The sequence below is a fragment of the Stenotrophomonas sp. 22692 genome, from assembly GCF_052045015.1.
GTDB lineage: Bacteria > Pseudomonadota > Gammaproteobacteria > Xanthomonadales > Xanthomonadaceae > Stenotrophomonas > Stenotrophomonas geniculata.
On record NZ_JBQEMR010000001.1, the window covers coordinates 169503 to 194798 of the forward strand.

Here is a 25296-nt window from a genome sequence, read left to right on the forward strand (position 1 = left end):
CCATCTCCCCTCTGGTGGCGCCGGGCCATGCCCGGCGAGCGTCGTCTGTAGATCCACGCCATGCGTGGATGGGGTTACGCTGCAGCCCCACGCTCACTGGAGATGCGTGCACCTTCGCGCATCACCAGGGTCACCGGGGTCTTTTCCACCACCTCCAGCAACCGCTGCCACTGCGCATCGCTCAGCTCGGCGCTGGCATGCAGCACGCGGTGCACGTGGAAGCGTCCATCCGCGTCACGTTCCGAGCGCAGCTCGGCATGGAATTCGCCCAGCTCCCAGCCCTTGCGCTGCGCGTACATGCGCAGGGTGATGGCGGTGCATGCCGCCAGCGAGGCCAGGTACAGGTCGAACGGTGCGAAACCCTTGCCCTGGCCGCCCAGCGAGGCGGGCTCGTCCGCATCCACATCGAAGCTGCCATTGCTGATGTGGTGCAGGTAGTTGTCGGCGGTCGAAACAATGCGTGCGTAGGCCATCGGGATCTCCTGTTGTCTGTAGGGCCGAGTCATGTTCGGCCAATCCCACTGTGGCGTCGAGCCATGCTCGGATCTGCCCTGCATGGATGATGTGGGCGGCGGCGGCTTGCCGCCTGCGGCCCGGCAGCCCACAATCCACGTCCGGACCGTCGCCATCACGCCCATCATTCCCCGGTCCGGCCTTGGCACCTATGTCTCCCAATGCCCTGGCGCTGGTCGAACTGCTGATCCGCGAGCGCCGTGCGCTGTCTCGCTTCATCGCGCGCTACCTCGACCCGGCCAGTACCGAGGACACGCTGCAGAACCTGTACCTGAAGGCCAGCAGCGTACCCGGCGATCCGCCCATCCTGGAGCCGCGCGGCTATCTGTACCGGATGGCCTATCACCACGCGCTCAACCGCAGTCAGTCCGACGCCCGCGAGCGGCGCGCAATGGCCGCGTACGCCACCGACATGGCCGATGCAGGCCACGACGGTGAGGCACAGGCGCTGGACCAGGCACAGCTGCGCGAGATCACCCAGACCATCCTTGCCTTGCCGGCGCAGGTGCGCGAGTGCTTTGTGCTCAATCGATACCTGGGCCTGAGTGAGCGCGAGATCGCCACCCGCCTCGGCATCTCCAAGAGCGTGGTGGGCAAATACGTGCTGCGCGCGGCGCTGCTGATCCAGCAGCACCAGCAGGGAACACGCCGATGAGCTGCGATTGCCGTGGGCAGATCGCGCCCGCCGTTGTCACAACAGGAAAGCGCACCCGTTCGCGGTGCGGCAGGCCACAACCATGACCACGTCCGAACCCTCGCCGCGTCAGGCCAGGCAGGCGTTGCGCTGGGTGATCCGGTGCAGTGCAGGCCCGCTGCCGGAACGCCAGCAACGAACCCTGCAGCGCTGGCTGCGGGCCGATCCGCAGCATGTGCTGGCCTGGCGCCAGCAGCAGGCATTCTGGCGGGGGCTGGATGCCGCCGGGCCGGAGGTGCTGGCCGCGCTGCCCGAACTGACCGAAGACCGCCAGGGGCTGCGCCCGATCGCGCAACGCCGCCGACTGCCGTGGCTGCTGGCCAGTGCTGCCGCCGTGGTCCTGATGGTTGCCGCTGCGCCGCACGCGCTGCTGCTGGCACGCAGTGACCTGCACAGCACCGATGCACCGCGCATGGTGCAGTTGGAGGACGGCAGCACCGCGGTACTCGACGCCGGCACCGCACTGGCGATTGAATTCGATGGCCTGCAGCGCCACCTTCGTCTGCTGCGCGGCCAGGCCTGGTTCCAGGTAGCGCACGAGGCGCGCCCGTTCCAGGTGGAGGCGGCGGGCGGCCAGATCCGTGACATCGGCACGGCCTTCAGCGTGTCGATGCAGGACACCACGGTCCTGACCCAGGTCAGCGAGGGCGGGGTCGATGTGCGCCCGGGTGATGGCAGTGTGCAGCGCCTGCATGCCGGGCAGGCACGTGTGTTCCGTGACGGTCGCTGGCTGCAGCCAGTGCAGCTGGAAGATACCGCGACCATGGCGCCGTGGCGGCGTGGCGAGGTAGTGATCGACGATCAGCCGGCCGCGCAGGCCATCGCCGACCTGGCGCGCTACCGGCGTGCCCCGGTCTGGGTACTGGGCGGGCAGGGCGCGAGCGTGCGGGTCAGTGGCCTGTTCCACCTGCAGCAATCGGAGACCGCCATCAATGCGGTGGCCGCGCAGGCAGGACTGCGTGTGCAGCGCTTGCCCGGCGGAGCGCTGGTGGTGTGGTGAGGTGCCTGCGGCACAGCGCACAGCGCCCCACATGGAAAAAAACATGAAAAAACCGTGGGCACTCGCTGTGCCCTGCTGTCTATAGAGGTATAGCCAGAGCGAAACACCGTTTCTCCTCAAGCCAGACATGCCACCGGCACTGGATGTGCCCGTGGTTCCGCCACGCTTGAGGAGTTCCTGTCCATGCCGTCCACGGCATCCGCCTGTCATCGTCGCGCCACCGTCCTGGCTCTTGCCATCTCCACCGCATTGCTGCCGCTGGCCTGGGTGCCGGCCGTGCAGGCGCAACCGGTGGTCGTCGCACCGTTGCGCCAGTACACCATTCCGGAACAGCCCCTGGCCGACGCCGTGCGTGCCTTTGGCCGCCAGGCCGATGTGCAGGTGGTGTTCCGCAGTGACCTGGTGGAGGGCCGCCGCTCCAGTGCAGTGAGTGGTGAGTACAGCCAGATGCAGGCACTGCAGCAGCTGTTGCGCGGCAGCGGCGTGCGTGCACAGCGCGGCATGGACGGTACCTGGAGCCTGCGGGCCGCAGCGGAGGCGGGTGAGGGGGACGGGGTGCGGGTGACCAAAACACTGGACGTGGCCGGCCGCCTGCAGTCGGAAGGGGGCGAGGCGCGTGATCGGCGCGGCTACGATGATGTGTTCGCGCTGGACCTGACCACGGCGTATTCGGGGCGCGACCGGGTGGAGCGCTATCGCGGCTCCAACCCGGCCGACGTGGTAAAGGATCTGGTCGGTGTGTTCAGTGGCGATGCGCGCAACAGCGGCGCGCTGGACATCAACATCCGCGGCATCCAGGGGCCGGGGCGGGTGCCGGTCAGCATCGACGGTGGCGAACAGGCGCTCACGGTCTGGCGCGGCTACAACGGCGTCAGCAACCGCAATTACATCGATCCCAACCTGATGGGTGGCATCCAGGTCATCAAGGGGCCAGGGCTGGTGCGCGATGTGCACAGCGGGATCGGTGGCGCGCTGGTGATCAAGACCATCGACGTCGATGACATCGTGGAAGCGGGTGAGCGCTTCGGCGGGGAGCTGAAGATCGAAGGCAGCAGCAATGCGGTGGCGCCACGCCTGCCGCGGCTGCACACCGGCGAGGATTACCGCACCGTGCCGGGGTTTCCGCAGGGCTCGCCGAACTCGCCCTACGACGACCGCACCCTGGTGGTGCCGGTGAAGTCGCGCAGTGGCAACAACCCCCTCGATGGCGAGGACCAGGCCTGGCGCCTGGCGCTGGGCGTGCGTGGCGACAACGTCGACCTGATGGCCGCCTACGCCTGGCGCAAGCGCGGCAACTACTTCTCCGGGACCCAGGGCAGCGCCTACTACGACCAGGACCGGCGCGAGCAGTTCGAGTACCAGGGCATCGACTACATCACCACGCTGGCGCGCTACTTCAAGCCCGGCGATGAAGTGCCCAATACTTCCAGCGAACAGGAGTCCTGGCTGGTCAAGGGCAGCTGGCAGATCAACGATGACCAGCAGTTGAAGGCGACCTGGCGGCGAACGCTGTCGCACTACGGCGAGATCATGCCGTCGCGCATCCTGTCGGCACCGGACTATGGGCGCATCCAGTGGCCGCTCAGCCGGGTTGCGTCCGATGCCTGGAATCTGGAGTACCGCTTCCAGCCGGCCGGCAGCCGCTGGCTGGACATCTACGCCAACCTGTGGCGCACAGAGACGGACAGCGATACCTACACCGCAGGCGGCTTTCCGAACTTCGCCCCGGGCAATCCGGACTGGAATGCCGGCGCCAGCCCGATTCTGCGCAACACCGCGCTGGCAAATGCGAGCAACGACCGGACCGGCCTGACCCTGAGCAACCGCTTCGCCCTGCATTCGACCCTGGACCTGACCGTGGGCGGCAACTGGCAATACGAGAAGCTCGGTTCGCGTGACCCGTATTTCGGCCCGTCCGACGGCTGGCGCATGTACCCGCGTGCCGGCCGTCGCCAGGAGGGCGAGGGCTACCTCACGCTGGAATGGCGTCCGGTCGACTTCCTGACCCTCAATGCCGGCGTGCGTTACAGCCGTTACTGGGCGTTCGACGACTTCCTGCAGGCCCACCCGGAACTGCAGACGACCTCGATCGTGCCGCGCGAAGCACAGTACCGGGTGAATGAACTGCCGCCGCGGCCGGACAGCCTGCAGGGCGAGATCGACGCACTCGAGAGCGAGCGGGAATTCTGGGACAGCATCGGCATGGGCTGGATCGTCGATCAGTCGCTGGCCGACCTGCTGCGCAAGTACGAGACACCCAGGGAGGTCCAGCACGGCATTCCCTGGTTGCCCGATGCAAACGGCAACTACAGCCGGGCCACCAATCCCTGCCTCAACGGTCAGGTCGCCGCCATCCCCGGGCTGCTGCCGATGGTCCTCGGCACCGACATCCGCTGCAGGATCGGGGGCGGGGCGATGCAGTCGGTGGCCGGGCGCAACGAACGGCACCGCGATCACGCCTGGTTGCCGACGTTCTCGGCGACGGTGCGTTTCTCGCCGGCCGCTCGTGCCTATCTGCGCTACGGCGAGGCGGTGCGCTTCCCCAGCATGTTCGAAAGCACCATTGCGTTCTCCAGCAGCCTCAATCCGCTGTATCCACTCAAGCCGGAGCATGCCTACAACTACGAGCTGGGGTACGTGCACAACCTTTCCGGGCTGTTCGGCAACACCGCCGATGCCGACGTCAAGCTGGCCTATTACGTGCACAAGACCCGCAATGTCATCGAGCGTGATGCGTACTTCATGTTCGACAACATCGACAAGCAGACCATCCGCGGCATCGAGCTGCAGGCGCGCTTCGACAACCGGCGCTTCTTCACCGATCTGGGCATCAGCCGCATCCTTGAAAACGAAGTCTGCGATGAAAGCTCGGCGGTACGGCTGGATGCGGACCAGGGGCGGGTGCCCAACTGCGTCCAGGATGGCTTCGTCAGCGGCTATCTGCTGACCCAGGCCACGCCGAAGCTGTCGGTGAACTGGTCACTCGGCACCCGCCTGTTCGATGAGCGCCTGGAGCTGGGCAGCCGCATCGTGCACTACCAGCGGCACGACAATCCGGACCTGCAGGCCTACCGCGACCGCCTGATCGCCGGGGGCAGCAGCCTGCTCTGGCAGAACGTGCCCTTCACCTGGGGAAACATCACCACGGTGGATGCCTACGCCCGCTGGCGCTTCAACCAGCACGCCAGCGTCGAGCTGGTCGGCAGCAATCTCGGCAACCGCTATTACGTCGACCCGGCAACACGCTCAACGCTTCCGGCACCGGGCCGCACGATCAAGCTTGGCATCACCGCGCGCTTCTGAGTCCGTATTCAACAGGGAGAATCAACCGTGAAACAGCCCCGCACCCTTGTACTTTCGATCGGCCTGCTGGCTTCCATGCCGGTCATGGCTGCCGACATCGCTGGCGGGCAGAGCCCGGCCCAGGACGGCGTCCATTACATCAACGCAGGCGAATCGACACTCAATGCCGGTCCGCACCGTTCCGGTCGCGCAGGCGTTTCGTTGGGGCCGTATGCCAACGCGGCGCGAGTGGACGTGGCCAGCCTGGTGCCCTACGCCACCACGGTGGTGCGTGGCGCAACCACGGTCCGCACGCTGGGCCCGGACGCAGGCCTGCCGTTCGCCACCGCTGGCGTGGGCCACTTCAGCTTCGTGCAGGTGGGCAATGCAGATGTCTGGTTCGGTGAATGGTCATCCAGCGGCGCGCAGGCGGGCTTCAATCACCGCCAGGTGTTCTTCGTCGGTGACCGTGCCGGTACTTCGCTGCCAGCAGGCATCGTGACCTACACCTTGGCTGGCATCAACCGCTTTGATGGCAGCGGCGTGCTGGAAGGTGCACTGCGGGCGAATTTCGATACCGGCACCGTTACCGCCGGCCTGGTCGGGACCGGATACAGGCTCGCCGCGAGCGGCACGCTGGATCGCGCCACCGGTGCGTTCAGCGGTTCGGCCATCGCCAATGGTTCGATCATCGGTACCAGCAGCGGCCAGTTCTTCGGCGCCGGTGCCAGTGCGGTGACCGGCATCGCAACCTTTGCCGGCAACAGCCAGTTCGATACGTCCTTCGGCGGTCAGCGCAACTGATCCGCCGCCGTTCCTTTTTGTGTTGTACCCGTAGTTCCCTCAACCCAAGGAGCAATACCATGAAAATGATCAACCGTTCCCTGTTGGCCGTCGCCGCTGCACTGGCCCTGGCCGGCACTGCGCAGGCGGCCGACATCGTCGGCGCTGCCAGCCCGGCGACCGATGCGCAGCTGTACGTCAAGGTGGGTGCGTCGGAAGTCAACGGCGGCCCGCACTCGGCCGGCAAGGCCGGTATCGGCGTTGGCACCGTGTCCAATGCCAAGCCGGTCGATTTCCAGGGCCTGGCGGCCTACTCGGCCCCGACCACCGTCAATGGTGTCACCGTACGCACACTGGCCATGCCGATCACCGGTACCCCGGGCAGCCATTCCGGCATGGGCCACTTCAACTTCGTCAAGGTCGGCAGCGGCGATGTGTGGTTCGGCGAGTGGTCCAAGGATGGCGCCGCTGGTGGCTTCAACAACCGCCAGGTCTATTTCGTCGGTGACCGTGCCGGCACCACGCTGCCGGCCGGCGTGGCCACCTACAGCGTGGCAGGCCTGAACAAGTTCAATGGCAGCAACCTGCTGTCGGGTACGTTCCGCGCCAACTTCGGCAATGGCACCCTGCTCGGTGGCCTGAGCGGTGGCGGCCTGTCGATCAACGTCAACGCCAACATCAACAGCGCCAACGCCTCGTTCGCCGGCACCGCGACCGCCAACGGCAGCGTTGCCGGCACCAGCCAGGGCCAGTTCTTCGGCGCCAACGCGGCCACCCTGGCCGGTATCGCCACCTTCAGCGGCAACAGCCAGTACGACACCGCCTTCGGCGGCAGCAAGAACTGATCGCCACGCCCCTGACGGGGCAGGGCAGGGACAAGCCGCGATCCGCCAGTCCCTGCTTCGGCCCGCTGCATGCACCACCACGGATCGACCATGCGCCATTCCATTTTCCTTGTCGTACTGCTGTTGGCTGCCACCGATGTGCGCGCCCAGCAGGACGATCTTCGTCGTGTGCTTGAACAGGGCACCGAACTGCGCCACCAGCAGCAGGACCAGCAGCGCCTGCAGCAGGCCGAGTCGGAGCGGCCGACCATCACCATCGACGGCCAGACGCTGCGCGTGGAGCGCACCGTCGATGATCTTGGCCAGGCCCTTTACCTCTCTCTGCAGCATCAGCAATGGCAGGCCGCCGCTGCGTTCCTCGATGAGTACATCGAACTGCCGGGGCATGACCCCCTGCTGCGCCACTATGCGCAGGGGGCGCTGGCGCGGGTGGCAGGCGACCATCGTCGCGCGGCGATGGAGTACGAAGCGCTGCTGGCGGCGCAGCCGGATTTCCTGCCGGCCCGCCTCGAGCTGGCACGTGTCTATGCGGAAGACCAGCGCGATCGCGATGCGGCCGCGCTGTTCACAGCCATCGCTGCAGGCATCAATGCCGATGATCCGGCCACGGCCGGCGTCCGCGCGCGCGTGGACGGTTACCTGGGTGCTCTGCAGGCGCGCCAGCGCTGGAAAGGCGCGCTGTCCGCCGGCCCGGCATGGAGTGACAACATCAACCGCAGTTCGGCCAGTCGCACCTGCCTGTTCGGCGTGGGCGACGCCTGCATCATCGAACGGAAACTGCCGGACGCCCAGCGCGCGGCGGGCCTCGACTACGACGCCAGCCTGGAACGGCGCTGGGTGCTCGGCGGGCATCATGGGCTGTACGTGCGCGGTCTCGCCTTCGGCCAGGCATGGCGCGGGCACAGTGCGTACAACGAGCTCAATGCCAACGTGCAGGCGGGTTACAGCTGGCGTAGTGCACGGCAGACCGTGATGCTCGCCCCCAGCTATGACTACCAGGCCCTGGGCAACCATGCGCTGCAGGGCGGCAGCGGCGTGCACGCGGAATGGCAGTACGCCCTGGATGCACGCAGCCTGCTCAAGCTGGAGGCTGACTGGAAGCGCCAGCGCTATCGCCAGCAGGGCCTTGCCAGCAACTACGACGGCGAGCTGGCATCGCTGTACGCCACCTGGTTCCGCGCGCTCAATCCACGCTGGACGGTCTTCGCCGGGCTGGATGTCACCGACAGCAGCGCAGCCGACCCGGCCAACGGCTACCGCCAGCGCGGCCTGCGGCTGGGCGCGGCGCGGCAGTGGAGTGGCACCACGGCCACCGTATTCGTGTCGCTGCGCCAGCGCGACTACGACACCTGGAGTCCGTTGCTGGAGGCGCGCAGGCAGGACGACGAACAGAACCTGATCGCCATCGTGCGCAGCGAGCGCCTGGCCGTGGCCGGGCTGGTACCCAGCCTGAGCCTGCGCTACGCGCGCATCGACAGCAACGTCGGCTGGCTGTACAGCCACGACCGCAGCCTGCTCAGCCTGAAGTGGGAACGGGCCTTCTGAACGCGGCGTTGCAATGCCGCGGTGAACGCGCCGTGGCCGCGACCTTCATCCATCATCACGCGCTCTTGTAGCCCGGTTCGCGCATCCTGCGGGCGTTGCGGCAGAGGTGGGCCGCGTGTATCGAGGAGCGCCGGTCGTGCTGGAAGCGGGCAACAAACCAGAGGGCCTGAAAGGGCTGCGTGTACTGGTGGCGGAGGATGAATTCGCCATCGCGATGTTCCTGGTCGACTATCTGGAGCTGAAAGGCGCACAGGTGGTGGGGCCTGCCGGTGACCTGCAGGCGTTGGGGCAGCTGGTCGATACCCATCCCATCGATGTGGCGTTGCTGGACATCAACCTGGGCGGTGAGCAGGTCTATCCGCTGGCCGATCGGCTGGCCGAGGCGGGTACCCCCTTCCTGCTGACCTCCGGTTACGACGACAACCTGCCCAGCCGCTTCGCCAGCGCGCCGCGCTGTACCAAGCCTTATCACATCGAAACCCTGGTGCAGCAGCTGGCCGGGCTGGTGGCGGCGCCGCAGGTCTCTGCGGGCATCGCCTGATTGCGCGGCATGTCGCGCCGTCCTGAAGGCATCCACGCCGCCACGCTGCGTGGCGGGATGCCACCTGCGCCGCGCCTGCATGCGCGCCACGATGGCATGGCCGCGCGTATCGCCCGCCATGACTGGTCATCCACGCCCTTGGGTGCCTGCGCGCAGTGGCCGCCCCACCTGCGCGCCACCGTCGACCTGATGCTGGCCCATGGCTTCCCGATGATCGTGCTGTGGGGCGAGCAGCTGGTGCAGCTCTACAACGATGGCTATGCCGAGATCCTGGCCGACAAGCATCCCGGTGGACTCGGCCAGCCGACCCGCGAGTGCTGGCCCGAGGTCTGGCACATCAACGGGCCGCTCTATACCCGGGTTTGGCAGGGCGAGACGCTCACCTTCGAGGACAAGCTGTATCCGCTGGTCCGCCGGGGGCGTCTGGAGGACATCTGGTTCACCATCACCTACAGCCCGATCCGTGGTGAGGAAGGGCGCATCAACGGCGTGCTGGTGACCATGTTCGAGACCACCGCCGCGCATCTGGCGCGGGCCGCGCGCGAGCGCGAGGAACTACGGCGGCGCGAGAGCGAGCGACGCCTGGAGCTGGCTTTCAGGATGCTGCCGGTCGGCCTGTGCATCGTCGATCTGCAGGGTCGCATGCTGCTGTCCAACGACCAGATGCGTGCCTACCTGCCCAGCGGCAAGGTGCCTTCCACCGATGAGGCCAACCTGCATCGCTGGCGTGGCTGGCATGCCGACGGTAGCGCCATCGGGCCGGAGGATTTCGCCATCGCCCGTGCGATGCGCGGCGAGACCGTGGTGCCGGGGCTGGAGTTCCAGTACCTGCACGACGATGGCCGCGCGCGCTGGACCCGGGTCGCGGCCGCGCCCCTGCGCGATGGCGATGGTGAGGTCAGCGGGGTGTTCGCCATCGCCGTGGACATCGACGATCTCAAGCGTGCCGCCGAGCGCCAGTCGGTGTTGCTGGCGGAGCTGCAGCACCGGGTGCGCAACATCATGTCGACCATCCATGCCATTGCCTGGCGGACCCGCGAGTCGGTCAGCAGTGTGGATGAATACGCCGAACGGTTGTGCGGGCGACTGATGTCGCTGGCACGCACGCAGAGCCTGCTGACCCGTGGCGCCAATGCCGGGGTCTGCCTGCGTGGCATGATCGATGAGGAGATCGCGGCGCAGACGCCAGCAGCGGCCGCCTGCCGCCTGCAGGGCGAGGACGTGCTGCTGCCGCCGAAGGCGGCCGAAGTGCTGTCCTTGGCGATCCACGAATTGGCGACCAACGCCCTGCGGCATGGTGCGCTGACCCATGAGGACGGCCGGATCGACGTGTCCTGGCACCTGCAGGTGCAGGACGGGCAGCCGTGGTTGGGGCTGCACTGGTGTGAACGCCATGCCACCGTGGAGGACTGGGAGCTGCCCCGGCAGCGTGGCCTTGGCCGGGCGCTGATCGAGCAGCGCGTGCCGTACGAGCTCGCCGGCAGCGGCGAGCTGCGCTTTGGCCCACAAGGCCTGGATGCCTGGATCCGCTTCCCGCTGCGCGAGCGTGACAGCCTGCTGCAGACCGATGCTCCGGACGCGGCGGCGGACGGTTCCGGCAGGTAAAGGTCCATTTATCCCCAATTGGGCCAAATTGGGTATAGTGGCCATTATCCACCCTGCCCGGAGCCGTGCCATGACCCTGCCGCTGGATCTGCCTGGCCTTGAGAAGGCCCCAGCCTCGTCGGTGAAGACCCGGGGCTGGCCGAGCCTGATGCGTACCGTGCGCGAGAAGCAGGCGCTGGTCATCACCAACCACAACCACCCCGAAGCGGTGATCGTGGACATCCGCACCTACCAGGAGCTGCTGGCCAAGGCCGCCGGCAGCGATGCCGGTGAGCGCAGTGAAGAGCTGCTGCGCCTGCGCGGCGAATTCGACCAGACTCTGGCTGGCCTGCAGCGCGGTGAGGGGCTGGGCAAGGTGCTGGGCCAGCCGATCCGCCGCGGCCGCAAGGTCACCCTCGGCCGTCCGCTCTGACCGATGGGGCGGATCCTGGTGCTGGCCGGCGTCAACGGCGCCGGCAAGAGTTCGCTGCTGGGAACCTGGCTGGAAGCCGAAGGGCTGGGCTGGTTCAACCCCGATTCGTTCACCCGCCGCCTGGTAGAGGCGGGCTGGCCGCTGCCCGACGCCAATGCCGAGGCCTGGCAGGAAGGCACCCGCCGCCTGCGCCAGGCCATGGCTGATGGCACGGACTTCGCCTTCGAGACCACGCTGGGCGGCAACACCATTCCGCGCCTGCTGCGCGAGGCCTGCGAGCACCATCACGTCGCGATCTGGTTCTGTGGCCTGGCCACGGTGGACCTGCACATTGCCCGTGTTGCAGCGCGGGTGGCCGCCGGCGGCCATGACATTCCGGTGGAGAAGATCCACGCCCGCTTCGATTCGGCACGCGAGAACCTGCTGGAACTGCTGCCACACCTGGCCGAGCTGCATGTCTACGACAACAGCGCTCCCGCCGACGCCGACGGCTGCGTCGAGCCGCTGCCGGTGCTGGCGATGGCGCACGGCCAGCTGCAGTACCCGGTCTCGGTGGCCGAGCTGCTGCACACGCCGGACTGGGCCAAACCCATCGTGATGCGTGCGATGGAGTTGAACGCTGCGCGCGATTGAGGGCGCGTACGTTGTAGAGCCGAGCCCACGCTCGGCTGATCCCTCGAAAGGCAGCCGCGCGCGGGCTTGGCCGTACAACAACGCCGGCTTCGCCGAGCCTCAGGCCGGCTTTACCTGCTCAGGCTCCGCAGTCTCCGGCAGTGGCGGCAGGCTCGGGTCCACCGTCACCGGCACATCGCTCTTCAGCAGTGCGGCGGCTTCCTTGTCGCTGCCGACCGCCGGCGGTGAACCGCGCAGCGGCAGGCCAGCGGTCTCCTTCACGAACAGCATGGTGACCAGGCCGATCACTGCCGCGCCCATCAGGTAGTAGGCCGGCACCAGCGGATCGCCGGTACGTTCCACCAGCCATGCGGTCACCAGTGGCGTGGTGCCACCGAACAGCGACACCGACACATTGAAGGCGATCGACAGTGCGCTGTAGCGCACCGGGGTATAGAACAGCGCCGGCAGCGTGGACGGCATCGAGCTGGTGAAGCACACCAGTGCCAGGCCCAGCAGCATCAGGCCGAGGAAGATCAGCCAGTCGTTGCCGCTGCCGATCAGCAGCAGGCAGGGTACGGCCAGCACCAGCAGCGCGATGCAGGCACCGATGATCATCGGGCGGCGGCCAAGCTTGTCACTGAACAATCCGCCGACGATGTTCAGCGGCATCATCACCAGCATCACGATGATGATCAGCAGCAGGCCCTTGCTCTCGGCATAGCCCATGGTGACGCTGAGGTAGCTGGGCATGTAGGTCAGCAGCATGTAGTCGGTCACGTTGAACACCAGCACCAGGCCCATGCAGACCAGCAACTGGCGGCCATGTACCTGGAACAGCGCGGCGAGCCCGGGCCGGTCGTGCTCGCGCTTCTCGGCTTCCTCGGCGAAGGCGCGGAAGGCCGGCGTTTCCTCCAGTTTCATGCGCATGTACAGGCCGAGCAGGCCCAGCGGGCCGGCCACCAGGAATGGAATGCGCCAGCCCCAGTCCAGCATCTGTCCGCTGCTCAACAGCATGTGCAGCGCGGTCACGGTTCCGGCGCCGGCGATGTACCCGCCCAGCGTGCCGAACTCCAGCCAGCTGCCCATCAGGCCGCGGTTGCGGTCGGTGGAATACTCGGCGATGAAGGTGGCCGCACCGCCGTACTCGCCGCCGGTGGAGAACCCCTGCACCACACGTGCCAGCAGCAACAGCACCGGTGCCCAGATGCCGATGCGCTCGTAGGAGGGAATCAAGCCGATCGAGAACGTGCCCAGCGCCATCAGGATCATGGTGAACGCCAGCACTTTCTGGCGCCCATAACGGTCGCCGAGCGGGCCGAACACCAGGCCGCCGAGTGGACGCACCAGGAATGCCACGGTGAAGGTGGCGAAGGCGGCGATCACCTGTGCCGTGGGGTTGCTGGACGGGAAGAACACCTGGCCGATGGTGACGGCCAGATAGCCGTAGACACCGAAGTCGAACCACTCCATGGCATTGCCAAGTGCGGCGGCGCCCACGGCGCGCTTGAGCATGGGCTTGTCGACGACGGTGATCTCATCGACCTTCAGGTGGCGGCGGCGTTTGAACCAGCCGAAGTGGGCATGGGAATCGGGCGTGTCCTGCATAGGGGCTCCCTTGTAGGTATGGAATAGGGGAATGGGTGCTGTGGTGTGTCCCGGAAATCGGAAACGGCGATGCAGGCGCAAGTGGCGCAGGGGCATCGGAAGGCGGCGTGGGGGCCGGGGAATGTGTGCAGGCGCAACGCCACGCGCACGGCAAAGCACCGCCGCAGGGGCGGTGACGCGAAAACGGGATCACAGCGGCCGCGCAGTCAGCGGCCAGGTATCACATCAGCGTAGGGGGTGCAGGCAGAGCGCCTGCGGGCGTCATCCGCCGGGATCCAGCGCGAGGCGATGGAAATGCAGGGCGGGAGCATTCGTGGCAAGCGAAGCGCCGGTCGGCAGTGCTTCCCACGTAACAGGTGCGCCCGTCACGTAGTGGGTCGTGTCGATCATCCGTTCATCATAACGGCATCGGCGTGAGCATGCAGCGAAGCAGACTGATCTGCACGCTGTGTTCCACCTCGCCTGTTCAGAAGGCTCAGGCCGACTTCGCCACCAAACCGAACACCGTGCAGGCCATCGCCAAGGCGCCCGGCAGTGCCAGTTTCCGCGTGACCAGTGCGGCGCCGATCATGGTGAGCACCGAGAGCATGATGGCCAGGGCGAAGAACGGTTGGCCCTGCAGGAACTGGTGAATGCAACCGGCACAGCCGGCAATGGCCAGGCTGGTGGCAAAGCAGACGTGGAACAGTGAGCCAGCGTACACAGAGGTTCCTCGCGATGATGGAGGCCATAGCGGCAGGCAGGCGGACAAATTTAGCGCTGATTGCAGATTGCGATGACGGGATCACATCCTGTACCCGCTCTGGTGACATCGGCGTGCATAAGGTGGAGCGCACACCCACTTTTCGGATTGATGGAGGATGCAATGGCGCGGACGATTCCCGAAGGAACTCGGATCGTGGTAGCCGACGGTGGTTCGGCGCGGGTGTTCACCAACGTGGGCAGCAACCACCAGTTGACCCTGAAGCAGGAAGGCGAACTGCGCCTGCAGGACATCAGCGAGCAGGGTGTATCCGGGCAGGGGCCTGCGGGTGCCGTGCCGAAGGACATGTCGGTCTCGCAGCTCAATGAGGCCACGTTCGCCAAGCAGGTGGCCGAACAGCTCAACGAAGATGCCTTGAAGAACCGCTATGCGCACCTGGTATTGATCGCCGACCCGACCACGCTGGGTCGCATTCGTCCGCTGCTGCATAAAGAGGTCCAGGCGCGATTGCTCGGGGATATTGCCAAGGATCTGACCAACGCGCCGCTGGAAGACATCCAGAAGGCACTGGCGGCGTAGCGCTCATGCCGTTCATGCGTGATCACCTTGCGAACGGGCCCACCTCTGCGGAGGTGGCGGCGCAGCCTGGCTGGCAGGTGCTGGAGTTCGGTGCGCCCTGGTGTGGTCATTGCCAGGCCGCGCAGCCCGCGTTGCAGGCCTTTGTCGAAGCGAACGATCTGCCGCATTGGAAGATCGAGGATGGCAAGGGAAGGCCATTGGGGCGAGCGTTCAAGGTGAAGCTGTGGCCGACGGTGGTGCTGCTGCGCGATGGAGAGGAGATCGCGCGGGTGGTAAGGCCGTTGGACAGCGCGGATCTCATGTCGTTGCAGAGCGCACTTCCCGGTTGAAGAGTAAACCCGGTGCGGGACACCGGGCAGTCGCACTGCAGCATGCGGCGTGACAGGCCCGGTGCTAGGATCCCGCTATCACCTGAATCGATCCAAATGCCGATGCCCACGCTGGACCGTCGTCTCCTGATCGCTGTCGCCGCCACGGCGATGTTCGCTTCCGGCCTGGCGTCGGCCGCGCCTGCCAGAACCGCCGCCGACAAGGCCTATGCCTCGGTCGACCCGTTCATTGGTACGGGTGGTGAAGGCCACACTTACCCGGGTGCCACGGTGCCGTTCGGCATGGTCCAGCTCAGCCCGGACACACGCATCCAGCCACGCGAAAAGGCCTATGGCTGGGCAGCCGGCTACCGCTACGACGACAGCAGCATCGTCGGCTTCTCGCACACGCATTTTTCCGGCACTGGCCATTCCGATCTGGGCGACATCCTACTGATGCCGTTCACCGGCAGTCCCGGCCTGGAGCGTGGCGATCCTGAGAAGCCGGGCAGCGGCTATGCCTCTCGCTTCCGCCATGATGATGAGAAGGCCGAGCCGGGCTACTACGCCGTCACCCTGGACGACTACAAGGTGCGCGCCGAGCTGACCACCAGTGCGCGCGTGGGCGTGCATCGCTACGCCTTCCCCAAGGGCGCCGACGCCAAGGTGCTGCTGGACATGCGCACCAGCATGTACGACTACCCGGGCAAGGTGCTGTGGTCGCGGGTGCGGGTGCGCGCCGATGGTACCGTGACCGGCTTCCGGGAGACGCGCGGCTGGGCGCCAGGTCGCCAGCTGTACTTCGCGATGCGTTTCTCGCGGCCGCTTTCCGGGCATGAGCTGCACAACACCGAGCAGGACATCGTCTACAAGGGCTTCCCGCCGCCGGGCGAGAAGGATCCAGCGCAGCGCGCACAGGTCGAGGGCCGCCAGCTGGTCGGTACCTTCGCATTCGGCAAGCTGGATGCACCGCTGGTGGTCAAGGTCGCGATCTCGCCGGTCAGCGAAGCCGGCGCCATTGCCAACCTCGACGCGGAAGTGGCCGACTTTGATTTCGACCGCGTGCGTGCGCAGGCGAAACAGGAATGGACGCAGGCGCTGTCGGTGCTCGATATCGATGCGCCCGAGCACGCCCGCCGCAGTGCCTATACCGCGCTGTACCACACCCTGCTGGGGCCGACGCTGTTCATGGATGCCGATGGCCAGTACCGCGGGCCGGACAATGCCGTGCACAAGGCCGAGGGCTACACGAACTATTCCACGTTCTCGCTGTGGGACACATACCGGGCGCTGCACCCGTTGCTGACGCTGGTGCAGCCGGAGAAGCGCAACAGCGACTTCGTCAATTCGATGCTGGCCCACCACGAGCACAGCCCCTACGGCATGCTGCCGGTGTGGTCGTTCCATGGCCTGGAAGACTGGTGCATGATCGGGTACCACGCGGTGCCGGTGATTGCCGATGCCTACGTGAAGGGCATTCGTGGCTTCGACGCCGACAAGGCACTGAAGGCGATGATCGAGACTGCCAACTACGGCCCCTATGACGGCATCGCGCAATACCGCGAGCTGGGCTATGTGCCGATCGACGAGGAAGGCGAGGCCGCCAGCAAGACGCTGGAGTACGCCTTCGATGACTGGACCATCGCGCGCATGGCGCAGGCGATGGGCAAGACCGATGTGGCGGCGACCTTCGACAAGCGTGCCGGCAACTGGCGCAATGCCTTCGACAAGGACACCGGCTTCATGCGTGCGCGCAAGCGCGATGGCAGCTTCCGCACTCCGTTCGACCCCAGCGCCAGCGGCTATGGCACCGACTACACCGAAGGCAACGCCTGGCAGTATTCGTGGTACGTGCCGCAGGATGTTGCCGGACTGGCAGCAGCGCACGGTGGCAGCGACAAGCTGCTCGCGCGCCTGGACGATGTATTCAACGCCAAGGTGGATCCGTCCATCTTCGAGCACATGGAAGACATCACCGGGCTGATCGGCTGGTATGCGCATGGCAACGAGCCCAGTCACCATGTGGCCTACCTGTATTCGTACGCTGGCCAGCCGTGGCGCACCCAGGCGCGCCTGAAGCAGATCATGGACACCCAGTACGCCGATCGCCCCGATGGCCTGGCCGGCAACGATGATGTCGGCCAGATGTCGGCGTGGTACGTGTTCACCGCCCTGGGCTTCTATCCGGTGGCCCCGGGCTCGGGCGAGTACATCCTCGGCCGCCCGTTCCTGCCGAAGACCGCGATGCGCCTGCCGAACGGCAAGGCGTTCACCATCGTGGCCGATGGGCTGGATGACAGGCACACCTACGTCGGCAACGTGAGCCTCAACGGCAAGCCGCTGCAGCGCACCTTCCTGCGCCATGACGAGATCCTGGCAGGTGGCGAGCTGCGTTTCACCATGCAGGCCGAGCCGAACAAGGAATGGCCGGGGCAGGGCGCGCAGGCGCCGTATTCGATGAGCCGGTGATGATTGGTAGGTGCCGACCTTGGTCGGCACGCTCACGGCTGACCTTGAACCTGTAGAGCCGAGCCCATGCTCGGCTCAGGTATCGCGTCAACGGCAGCCGAGCATGGGCTCGGCTCTACAAGGGCAATTCGACAAAGGTCAGCGAAACCGCAACCCCACCCGCGCACCGCCGATCGGGGCGGTATCAATCATCAAGGTCGCGCCATGCCGCTGCGCGATCTCGGCCACGATCGCCAGCCCGAGCCCGCAGCCGTCGCCGTCGCTGCTCGCCCGATAGAAGCGTTCCGTGACGCGCGCGCGTTCGGCTTCGGCGATGCCGGCGCCGTCATCGTCCACCCATACCTGCGTCCCTTCGACCTCCTGCCGAACGCCGAGGGTGATCACACCGCGCGAGGCGCCATAGCGCAGCGCGTTGTCCAGCAGGTTGCCCAGTGCCTCGCGCAGCAGCTGTGGATCGCCCTGCACCTGCACGCCGTCGTCGGGTCCGTCGTAACCCAGGTCCACGCCCGCAGCCAACGCGCGATCGGCGTAACGCTCGACCACGCCGCGCGCCAGCGCGGCCAGATCCAGCGGCCGCAGCGGCAGTGCACTGCCATGTGGATCTTCCGATCGGCTGAGCATCAGCAGCTGGTTGACCAGGTGCTGCAGCCGCGCCAGCCCGGCCAGCGTGCCGGACAGCGCCAGTTGCTGGGCCTGCGGATCGTGCTGGCGCAATGAACTCTCAAGCTCCACCTGCATCGCTGCCAGCGGCGTGCGCAGCTGGTGCGCGGCATTGCTGACGAAGCGCCGCTGTGCATCCTGCATCGCGTCCAGGCGCTGCAGCAGCGCGTTGTAGGCCTCCACCGCCGGCCACAGTTCGCGCGGAGCTTCCTGCGCCGGATCCAGCGGCGCCAATGGATCCGGCCGCGGGCTGGCCAGCTTCCGCGCAACCAGGTTGGCATGGCGTGCGGCAGCGCCGGTACCGGACCAGGCCAGCCATGCCGCCAGTGCCAGGATCGCAGCCTGGAACGGAACGCTGGTCAGCAGCAGCTTGCGCTCCAGCCGGTGCCGCTTGCGCAGTGTCTCGGCCACGCGCAGCCGGATGTCATGACCCGGCCTGGCGCTGACCACCACTTCGACCATGCGCACGGCCTGCCCACGCAGCCGCGCATCATAGTAGACCGGGTCGTCGCTGCCGGCGGACATCGACGGGCGTGGCAATGCCTCGGGCAGGTCGCCATACAGGCGCCCACCCGCGGCGTCGACCACCTCGCCATGCACTTCGTCGGCGGTGTCCCAGGTGAACATGCGCGACACCGCCGGGGTGATCTCGATGGACGCGCGGCCGTCCTGCACCGCCACCAGCTCGGACAACGACATCGCCGAATCCAGCAGCCAGCGGTCGTAGACCTGGCCGGCGTAGAAGCGCGCCAAGGCGAATGAACCCACTGCGCTGCACAACAGCAGTACCAGCAGTGGCAGCCACAGGCGTCTCAGCAGCAGGCCACGCAGGCTGTGCACGCGCTCAGTCACCCACGGCCTCCAACCGGTATCCAAGCCCACGCAGCATGCGGATGCCGACGCCGGCGTGGGTCTGTTCCAGTTTGCGGCGCAGGCGGCTGACATGCACTTCGATCACCGACAGGTTGGCCTCGTGGTCCCAGCTGTACAGCGCGTCGAACAGGCGCTGCTTGGTAACCGTGCGGCCGGGATGCTGCATCAGTGCCTCGACCAGCGACAGCTCGCGCGCGGTCAGCTCGATGCGCTGACCGTCCACCTGCACTTCATTGCGGACGCTGTCGAAGCACAACCGGCCCAGCCGCTTCTGCGCCGGTGCATCGCTGCGGCGGCGCGACAGCGCACGCAGGCGCGCTTCCAGTTCTCCCAGGGCGAAGGGCTTGGCCAGGTAGTCGTCGCCACCGCGGTCGAGGCCGAGGATGCGGTCCTCCACACCATCGCGTGCGGTCAGGATCAGCACCGGCAGGGTGACGCCGTCGTTGCGCAGGCGTGAGAGCAGGTCCAGGCCATCGACGTCAGGCAATGAAAGGTCCAGCACCATCACGTCATACGGTGCGCTGGCCAGTGCCGCCGGCGCGTGCAGCCCACGCGAGAGGTGGTCGCACAGATGGCCGGCACCCTGCAGGGCGCGGATCAGTCCATCGGCCAGCGCGGCGTCGTCTTCGATCAGCAGGATTCGCATTGCAAGCTTCGTGCAAGGTTGGGGCAAGTTTGGCGCAAGTGCATCACCTTACCGTGACGTGCATGAATTTCTCCCCTCGTTTTGCGGCCGTGCTGGCCACTCTTCTGTGCGCGCCCACCGCTTCGGCGCTGTCCCTGCAGGAAGCGCAGCGCGCCATGGAAGCACACAACCCGGACCTGCGTGCGGCGGCACTGGCGCTGCGCGGCGTGCAGGGCGATGTGCAGACGGCGGCGTTGCGCCCGGCCACCGAGTTGTCGATCGGCACCAGCAAGATCAGCCCCAAGCATGGCATCGGCTCCGGACGCTGGCAGGACAAGCGGGTGGACAGCACCGTGGGCCTGGGCTGGACCTGGGAGCGCGGTGGCAAGCGTGCGTTGCGTATCCGCCAGGCCGATGCGCTGCTGGAAGTGGCCGGGCTGGAGATGCTCGATGCGCGGCGCCGCCAGCAGGTGGCGCTGCATGAAACCTATTTCGCTCTGAAGGGCGCACAGGAGCGGGCGCAGATTGCCGATGCCAACCGCCACAGTTCGGCCGAGCAGATGGCGGCGGCGGACAAGCAGGTTGCCACCGGGGCGATGGCGCCGGTCGACCGCGCGCGGCTGGCAGTGGACGACCTGGCGGTGGCCGACGCGGCGCGCGAGGCGTCGCTGGATCTGCGCGATGCGCGGCATGCGTTGGGGCTGCTGCTCGGCCGCGACGACAGCCATGACCTCAGCGCCGATGATCCTTGGCCGGAGGCCAGCAGCGTGGCCAGCGTGCGTGCGTTCGATCCCCAGCAGCGTGCCGATCTGCGCGCGGCACGTTCGCGCCTGGCCGCGGCCGACGCCGGTGTGGCACTGGCGCGCAGTGAGCGCCACCGCGACATCCAGTTGGGCGTGGAGGCCGAGCGCGAGCCGGCTGACATCAGCGGCGTCACCTGGGGTGTGTCATTGACCATACCGCTCGGCGGCCCGTCACGTGCACGCGGCGCGATCCAGCGTGCCGAGGCCGACCGTGACAGTGCCGCGCTGGAGCTGCAGGTGCTGCAGCGCGAAGCGCGTGCCGAACTGGACCAGTTGCAGGCCAGCGCGCAGTCCGCCGCGCAGCGCCGGAGCGACTACGAAGGACTGCAGTCCGACGCCGCACGCAGGGCGGTGCAGGGCATCGAGCTGGCCTACCGCCGCGGCGCCGCCAGCCTGACCGATCTGCTGGATGCGCGCCGCAGCTGGCGCGAGTTCGAGGCCGCATTGATTGAAGCGCGTGCCGACCATGCCATTGCCCTGGCGCGCTGGGAAGCGGCCACATCCGTTGCTGAAGGAGAGTCCCGATGAAGTCCACCGTCGCTTATCGACCGCAGGCGCGACGGGCCGTGCTGGCGGCCTTGCTGGCGCTGGCCCTGCTGGGCGGCTGCGGCCGCGAACCGGCGTCGTATACCGAGGACGCGCCGAAGGTCAGTGCTGGCCAGATCCAGTTTCCTGCCGGTAGCCGCCAGCTGGACGTGCTACGCAGCGAGGCGGTCACCGCCGGCGCCAGCGCCAGCCTGCAGCTGCCGGGCCGGGTGGTCTGGGACGAGACGCGCTCCAGCGCGCTGCGTACGCCGTTGGCGGGGCAGGTGGCGCGCATCGAGGCACAGCCGGGGCAGAAAGTGAAGGCGGGCCAGGTGATCGCCTGGATCACTTCGCCCGAATTCGGCCAGGCCCAGGCGGAGGGCGTGCGCGGCCGTGCCCAGCTGCAGCAGGCGCGCAAGGAGCTGGAGCGCACCCGCGAGTTGCATGCAGCAGGTGTGGCGTCGGGCCGCGAACTGGACGAGGCCGAGGCCAATTTCGCCGGCAGCCAGGCCGATCACGCGCGTGCGACCGCCTTCGCCAAGTCCTATGGCAATGGCCAGCACGTCGACCAGCGCCTGCCGTTGCGCGCGCCGATCGATGGCGTGCTGGTGGAGCGGCGGATGAGCCCGGGCGTGGCGGTCAGCCCCGACAGCGAACAGCCGTTGGCGGTGATTGGCGATCCGGACCGCCTGTGGTTGCTGCTGGATGTGCCGGAGAGCCTGGCCGGACGCTTGAAGGCGGGCATGCAGGTGAGCGTTTCCGGGGCCGATGGACAGCCGCTGCAAGCGACTCTGCAGCACGTGGATGACTTCGTCGACAGCGAGCGCCGTGTGGTGCAGGCGCGCGCCGAGCTGGACAACCGCGCACGCGGTTTCAAGGCGGGGCAGTACGTGCGCGCCCAGGTGGCATTGCCGGCCGAGGGCGGTGTCTCGCTGCCCGATGCGGCCGTGTTGTTGATCGACGGCAAGCAGGTGGTGTTCGTGGAGGAGGGCAAGGGCCGCTTCGTGCGTCACGCGGTACATGCCGAGGAACTGGGCGATGGCCGGCTGTGGGTGCGTGAGGGCCTGGCCGCAGGCGCCAGGGTGGTGGTAGAAGGCGGCCTGCTGCTGCAGCAGCTGGCGGACAGCGCACCGGCCGCCGCCAGCACCGGCACGGGGCACGCCGCTCCATGATCGATCGCCTGATTGCCTACTGCCTGCGCCAGCCATTGATGGTGATGCTGGCACTGCTGCTGTTCATGGGTGCTGGCATTGCCGCGTTCCGCGTACTGCCGGTGGAAGCCTTCCCGGATGTATCCGACACCCAGGTAACAGTGGTGTCGCTGCACCCGGGCCGTGCCGCCGAAGAGGTCGAGCGCGAGGTGACGATGCCACTGGAAGTGGCGCTGTCCGGCATCCCGCATTCGGTGCGGGTGTTCTCGCATACGCAGTTCGGCCTGTCGATGATCATCCTGACCTTCGACGACAAGGCCGATGACTACTTCGCGCGCCAGCAGGTGCTGGAGCGCCTGCAGGGCGTGGAGCTGCCGGAAGGGGTGACCCCGGAACTGGAGGCGATGAGCTCGGCGGTAGGTGAGATCTACCGTTATGTGCTGAAAGGCCCGCACATGACGCCAACCCAGCTGCGCACCGTGCAGGAATGGACGATGGAGCGCAGCCTGCGCACCGTGCCGGGCGTGGCCGATGTGATCAGTTTCGGCGGCTTCGCGCGTACCTTCCAGGTCAAGCCGGACCTGGACAAGCTGCGGGACCGAGGCATCAGCCTCGGTGAGTTCGCCGAGGCGCTGGAGAAGGGCAGCTCGAATGCGGGCGGCGGCTACGTGGAACGCGGCCAGCAGCAGTTCCTGATCCGTGGCGTCGGCCTGATGCGCTCGCCGGCCGACATCGGCAGCGTGGTGGTTGCGCAGCGCGGGGGCACGCCGATCCTGGTGCGTGACCTGGCCGACATCGCCGACACCGGCCTGCCGCGCCAGGGCCTGGTCGGTCAGGACGACAACGACGATGCGGTGTTCGGCATGGTGCTGATGCGCAAGGGCGAGAACCCGTCCGACGTGCTCGACGCCCTGCATGCGCGCATCGCCGAGATCGAGGCCAACCAGTTGCCGGCCGGGGTCAGCATCGAGCCGTTCTACGACCGCTCGTGGCTGGTCTCGACCACGCTGAAAACCGTCTTCCGCAACCTGCTGGAAGGCGCAGTGCTGGTGTTCCTGGTGCTGTGGCTGTTCCTGTACAACGCCCGGGCCGCGCTGATCGTGGCGGCCATGATGCCGCTGGCCCTGCTGTCGACCTTCCTCGGCCTGCATCTGTGGGGCGTGCCAGCGAACCTGTTGTCGTTGGGTGCGATGGATTTCGGCATCATCATCGATGGCGCGGTGATCGTCACCGAACACATCGTCTCGCGACTGTCGAAGCTGCCACCTGCGGCCGACCGGAAGACACGGTTCTCGACCATTCTCTCGGCCGCATCGGAAGTGGGGCGGCCGACGTTCTTCTCGATGCTGATCATCATCGCCGCGCACATCCCGATCTTCACCCTGCAGCGCCAGGAAGGCCGCATGTTCGCACCGATGGCGTACTCGGTGACCTCGGCCCTGATCGGTGCGTTGATCCTGGCGCTGACCGTGGTGCCGCTGTTCTGCTACTGGTGGCTGCGACGGGACCGCATGCGCGATGGCAATCCGCTGATGGACCGCCTGACCGGCTGGTATCGGCCGATCCTGGAGCGTGCATTGGCCCGCCCGCGTGCGGTGGTACTGACCGCGGTTGCGCTGCTGGTCGGCACGCTCGCACTAGGCACCCGGCTGGGTTCGGAGTTCCTGCCCGAGCTGGACGAAGGCTCGATCTGGCTGACCGCCACGCTCGACCCGAGCACCAGCCTGGTCGAAGCGCAGCAGCAGTCGCGGCGCATCCGTGAGCTGGTCGGCACCTTCCCGCAGGTGTCGACGGTGGTGGCCAAGCTTGGCCGCCCGGAAGACGGCTCCGACGCCAAGGGCGCCAACCAGATCGAGGCGCTGGTGGCGTTGAGGCCGGAGAAGGAGTGGCCGAAGGGCGTGGACAAGCGGCAACTGGTGAGCGACCTGCAGCGCACGCTGGAGCAGCGCATCCCGGGGCCTGAGTTCTCGATCTCGCAGCCGGTGCGCGACAATATCCTGGAGAGCATCTCGCAGATCAAGGGCCAGGTGGTGATCAAGGTCAGCGGCTCGGACCTGGACGTGCTGAATCAGCAGGCGCAGGCGATCCTGGGTCAGGTGCGTGGTGTGGAGGGCGTGGAGAGCGCCTTCATTGACCGTGACGGGTCGTTGCCGCAGCTGCAGATCGAGATCGACCGCGACCGTGCCGCGCGCTATGGCCTCAATGTGCGCGACATCGACGAGGTGATCGAGACCGCACTGGGCGGGCGCCAGGTCGGTGAACTGTGGGAGGGCGACCGCAGGTTCCCGATCACGCTGCGCCTGGACGACGCCGACCGCGACCTGCAGCGGCTGCGCACGGTGCCGGTGGGCATCGGCGATGGCCACACCGTGACGCTGGCCGACGTGGCCGACTTCCGCATGGCCAGCGGCGCGATCAACATCTCGCGCGAGAACGCACAGCGGGTAAAGGCGGTGAGCATCTTCATCGCCGGGCGTGACATGGGCAGCGTGGTGGCCGACATGCGCACGCGCGTGGAGGCCAGCGTGCAGCTGCCGGAAGGCTACCGGCTGGAGTGGTCCGGCGAGTTCGAGAACCAGCAACGTGCGATGAAGCGTCTGGGCTGGGTGATCCCGCTGTCGGTGCTGATCATCTTCGTACTGCTGTTCGATGCCTTCAAGGACGTCAGCAGCGCCGCGCTGATCCTGGCCAACGTGCCACTGGCGATGATCGGCGGCATCCTCGCCCTGTGGTTGACCGGCATTCCACTGTCGGTGTCGGCGGCGATCGGCTTCATTGCATTGTTCGGGCAGGCGGTGCTGAACGGGGTGGTGATGCTCAGTCGCTTCGCGCAGCTGCGCGAGCAGGGCATGGACCTGCTGCAGTCGGTGGTACAGGGCTCGCTGCAGCGCCTGCGCACCGTACTGATGACCGCACTGTTGGCGATGTTCGGCCTGCTGCCGATGGCGACCTCGCATGCGATTGGTGCCGAGACCCAGAAACCGCTGGCGGTGGTGGTGATCGGCGGCCTGCTGTCGGCGATGCTGCTGACCCTGCTGGTGCTGCCTACGCTGTACTACTGGGTACACCGCCGTCGCGAGGCCCGCGCCGGATGATCCGCACGGTAGATCCACGCCATGCGTGGATGCGACCCCGCCGCCGGGCATGACCCGGCGCTACC

21 protein-coding genes are annotated in these 25296 nt (G+C 67.1%); 16 read left to right on the top strand and 5 right to left on the bottom strand.

Translation table 11 applies throughout. The annotated features are described in order from the left end of the window. Window positions 1-74 precede the first annotated feature (74 nt). The gene (locus tag ACTJJM_RS00725; protein ID WP_010485361.1) at window positions 75-473 is read right to left on the bottom strand and encodes an OsmC family protein; all 399 of its coding nucleotides are present in this window, start codon (window positions 471-473) and stop codon (window positions 75-77) included. A gap of 191 nt (window positions 474-664) precedes the next feature. On the opposite strand from ACTJJM_RS00725, the gene ACTJJM_RS00730 reads away from it, so the two are divergent. The 10 genes from ACTJJM_RS00730 to ACTJJM_RS00775 all read left to right on the top strand — a co-directional run bounded on the left by ACTJJM_RS00730 (window position 665) and on the right by ACTJJM_RS00775 (window position 11853). Continuing rightward, window positions 665-1168, top strand: a complete 504-nt coding sequence (locus ACTJJM_RS00730) for an RNA polymerase sigma factor (RefSeq protein ID WP_191862917.1) — start codon at window positions 665-667, stop codon at window positions 1166-1168. An 82-nt stretch (window positions 1169-1250) separates the two neighbouring features. Next, a complete protein-coding gene (locus ACTJJM_RS00735; protein ID WP_313411637.1) occupies window positions 1251-2207 on the top strand; it encodes a FecR family protein in 957 nt (318 codons plus the stop codon). 183 nt (window positions 2208-2390) lie between these two features. Then, window positions 2391-5510 (top strand): TonB-dependent receptor domain-containing protein, encoded by a 3120-nt coding sequence (locus tag ACTJJM_RS00740; RefSeq protein WP_440865045.1) that lies wholly within the window; start codon window positions 2391-2393, stop codon window positions 5508-5510. 27 nt (window positions 5511-5537) lie between these two features. Further along, window positions 5538-6293 (top strand): Slam-dependent surface lipoprotein, encoded by a 756-nt coding sequence (locus tag ACTJJM_RS00745; protein WP_010485368.1) that lies wholly within the window; start codon window positions 5538-5540, stop codon window positions 6291-6293. Between the two features lie 59 nt (window positions 6294-6352). Beyond that, window positions 6353-7117 (top strand): Slam-dependent surface lipoprotein, encoded by a 765-nt coding sequence (locus tag ACTJJM_RS00750; RefSeq protein WP_043396189.1) that lies wholly within the window; start codon window positions 6353-6355, stop codon window positions 7115-7117. Between the two features lie 90 nt (window positions 7118-7207). Then, entirely contained in the window at window positions 7208-8662 is a 1455-nt protein-coding gene (locus ACTJJM_RS00755; RefSeq protein ID WP_440865046.1) for a surface lipoprotein assembly modifier, read from the top strand. Between the two features lie 136 nt (window positions 8663-8798). Continuing rightward, window positions 8799-9203 carry a response regulator gene (locus ACTJJM_RS00760; RefSeq protein ID WP_019337750.1) on the top strand — a complete coding sequence of 135 codons (405 nt, stop codon included), beginning with the start codon at window positions 8799-8801 and terminating at the stop codon, window positions 9201-9203. Window positions 9204-9212: 9 nt separating this feature from the next. After that, window positions 9213-10808 (top strand): PAS domain-containing sensor histidine kinase, encoded by a 1596-nt coding sequence (locus tag ACTJJM_RS00765; protein ID WP_191849460.1) that lies wholly within the window; start codon window positions 9213-9215, stop codon window positions 10806-10808. Window positions 10809-10878: 70 nt separating this feature from the next. Further along, window positions 10879-11220, top strand: coding sequence for a type II toxin-antitoxin system prevent-host-death family antitoxin (locus ACTJJM_RS00770; RefSeq protein ID WP_010485378.1), 342 nt, complete (start codon window positions 10879-10881; stop codon window positions 11218-11220). A gap of 3 nt (window positions 11221-11223) precedes the next feature. Continuing rightward, a complete protein-coding gene (locus ACTJJM_RS00775) occupies window positions 11224-11853 on the top strand; it encodes an AAA family ATPase (RefSeq protein ID WP_010485380.1) in 630 nt (209 codons plus the stop codon). 99 nt (window positions 11854-11952) lie between these two features. Here the strand turns inward: ACTJJM_RS00775 and proP are convergent, their stop codons facing one another. Both proP and ACTJJM_RS00785 read right to left on the bottom strand, forming a co-directional pair. Further along, on the bottom strand, window positions 11953-13440 hold the full coding sequence (gene proP, locus ACTJJM_RS00780; RefSeq protein WP_043396178.1) for a glycine betaine/L-proline transporter ProP: 1488 nt from the start codon (window positions 13438-13440) through the stop codon (window positions 11953-11955). 475 nt (window positions 13441-13915) lie between these two features. Beyond that, a complete protein-coding gene (locus ACTJJM_RS00785; RefSeq protein ID WP_019337747.1) occupies window positions 13916-14143 on the bottom strand; it encodes a hypothetical protein in 228 nt (75 codons plus the stop codon). A gap of 162 nt (window positions 14144-14305) precedes the next feature. Between ACTJJM_RS00785 and ACTJJM_RS00790 the strand changes: the two genes are divergently transcribed. From ACTJJM_RS00790 to ACTJJM_RS00800, 3 genes are all read left to right on the top strand, one after another. Further along, the gene (locus ACTJJM_RS00790) at window positions 14306-14722 is read left to right on the top strand and encodes a host attachment family protein (protein WP_272773572.1); all 417 of its coding nucleotides are present in this window, start codon (window positions 14306-14308) and stop codon (window positions 14720-14722) included. Between the two features lie 5 nt (window positions 14723-14727). Continuing rightward, window positions 14728-15051, top strand: a complete 324-nt coding sequence (locus ACTJJM_RS00795) for a thioredoxin family protein (protein WP_019337745.1) — start codon at window positions 14728-14730, stop codon at window positions 15049-15051. Window positions 15052-15147: 96 nt separating this feature from the next. Continuing rightward, entirely contained in the window at window positions 15148-17499 is a 2352-nt protein-coding gene (locus ACTJJM_RS00800) for a GH92 family glycosyl hydrolase (protein WP_272773570.1), read from the top strand. 138 nt (window positions 17500-17637) lie between these two features. On the opposite strand, the gene ACTJJM_RS00805 is transcribed toward ACTJJM_RS00800, so the two are convergent. After that, on the bottom strand, window positions 17638-19011 hold the full coding sequence (locus ACTJJM_RS00805) for a sensor histidine kinase (protein ID WP_019337743.1): 1374 nt from the start codon (window positions 19009-19011) through the stop codon (window positions 17638-17640). After that, entirely contained in the window at window positions 19004-19678 is a 675-nt protein-coding gene (locus ACTJJM_RS00810; protein WP_019659837.1) for a response regulator, read from the bottom strand. Before ACTJJM_RS00810 ends, ACTJJM_RS00805 begins: the two co-directional genes overlap by 8 nt. A gap of 62 nt (window positions 19679-19740) precedes the next feature. Between ACTJJM_RS00810 and ACTJJM_RS00815 the strand changes: the two genes are divergently transcribed. Genes ACTJJM_RS00815 through ACTJJM_RS00825 form a run of 3 tightly spaced genes read left to right on the top strand, consistent with a single transcriptional unit; the run spans window position 19741 to window position 25231 of the window. Further along, the gene (locus tag ACTJJM_RS00815; RefSeq protein ID WP_440865047.1) at window positions 19741-20988 is read left to right on the top strand and encodes a TolC family protein; all 1248 of its coding nucleotides are present in this window, start codon (window positions 19741-19743) and stop codon (window positions 20986-20988) included. Beyond that, the gene (locus ACTJJM_RS00820) at window positions 20985-22157 is read left to right on the top strand and encodes an efflux RND transporter periplasmic adaptor subunit (protein ID WP_272773567.1); all 1173 of its coding nucleotides are present in this window, start codon (window positions 20985-20987) and stop codon (window positions 22155-22157) included. Before ACTJJM_RS00815 ends, ACTJJM_RS00820 begins: the two co-directional genes overlap by 4 nt. Continuing rightward, entirely contained in the window at window positions 22154-25231 is a 3078-nt protein-coding gene (locus ACTJJM_RS00825) for an efflux RND transporter permease subunit (protein WP_440865048.1), read from the top strand. Before ACTJJM_RS00820 ends, ACTJJM_RS00825 begins: the two co-directional genes overlap by 4 nt. The last annotated feature ends 65 nt before the right edge of the window (window positions 25232-25296 follow it).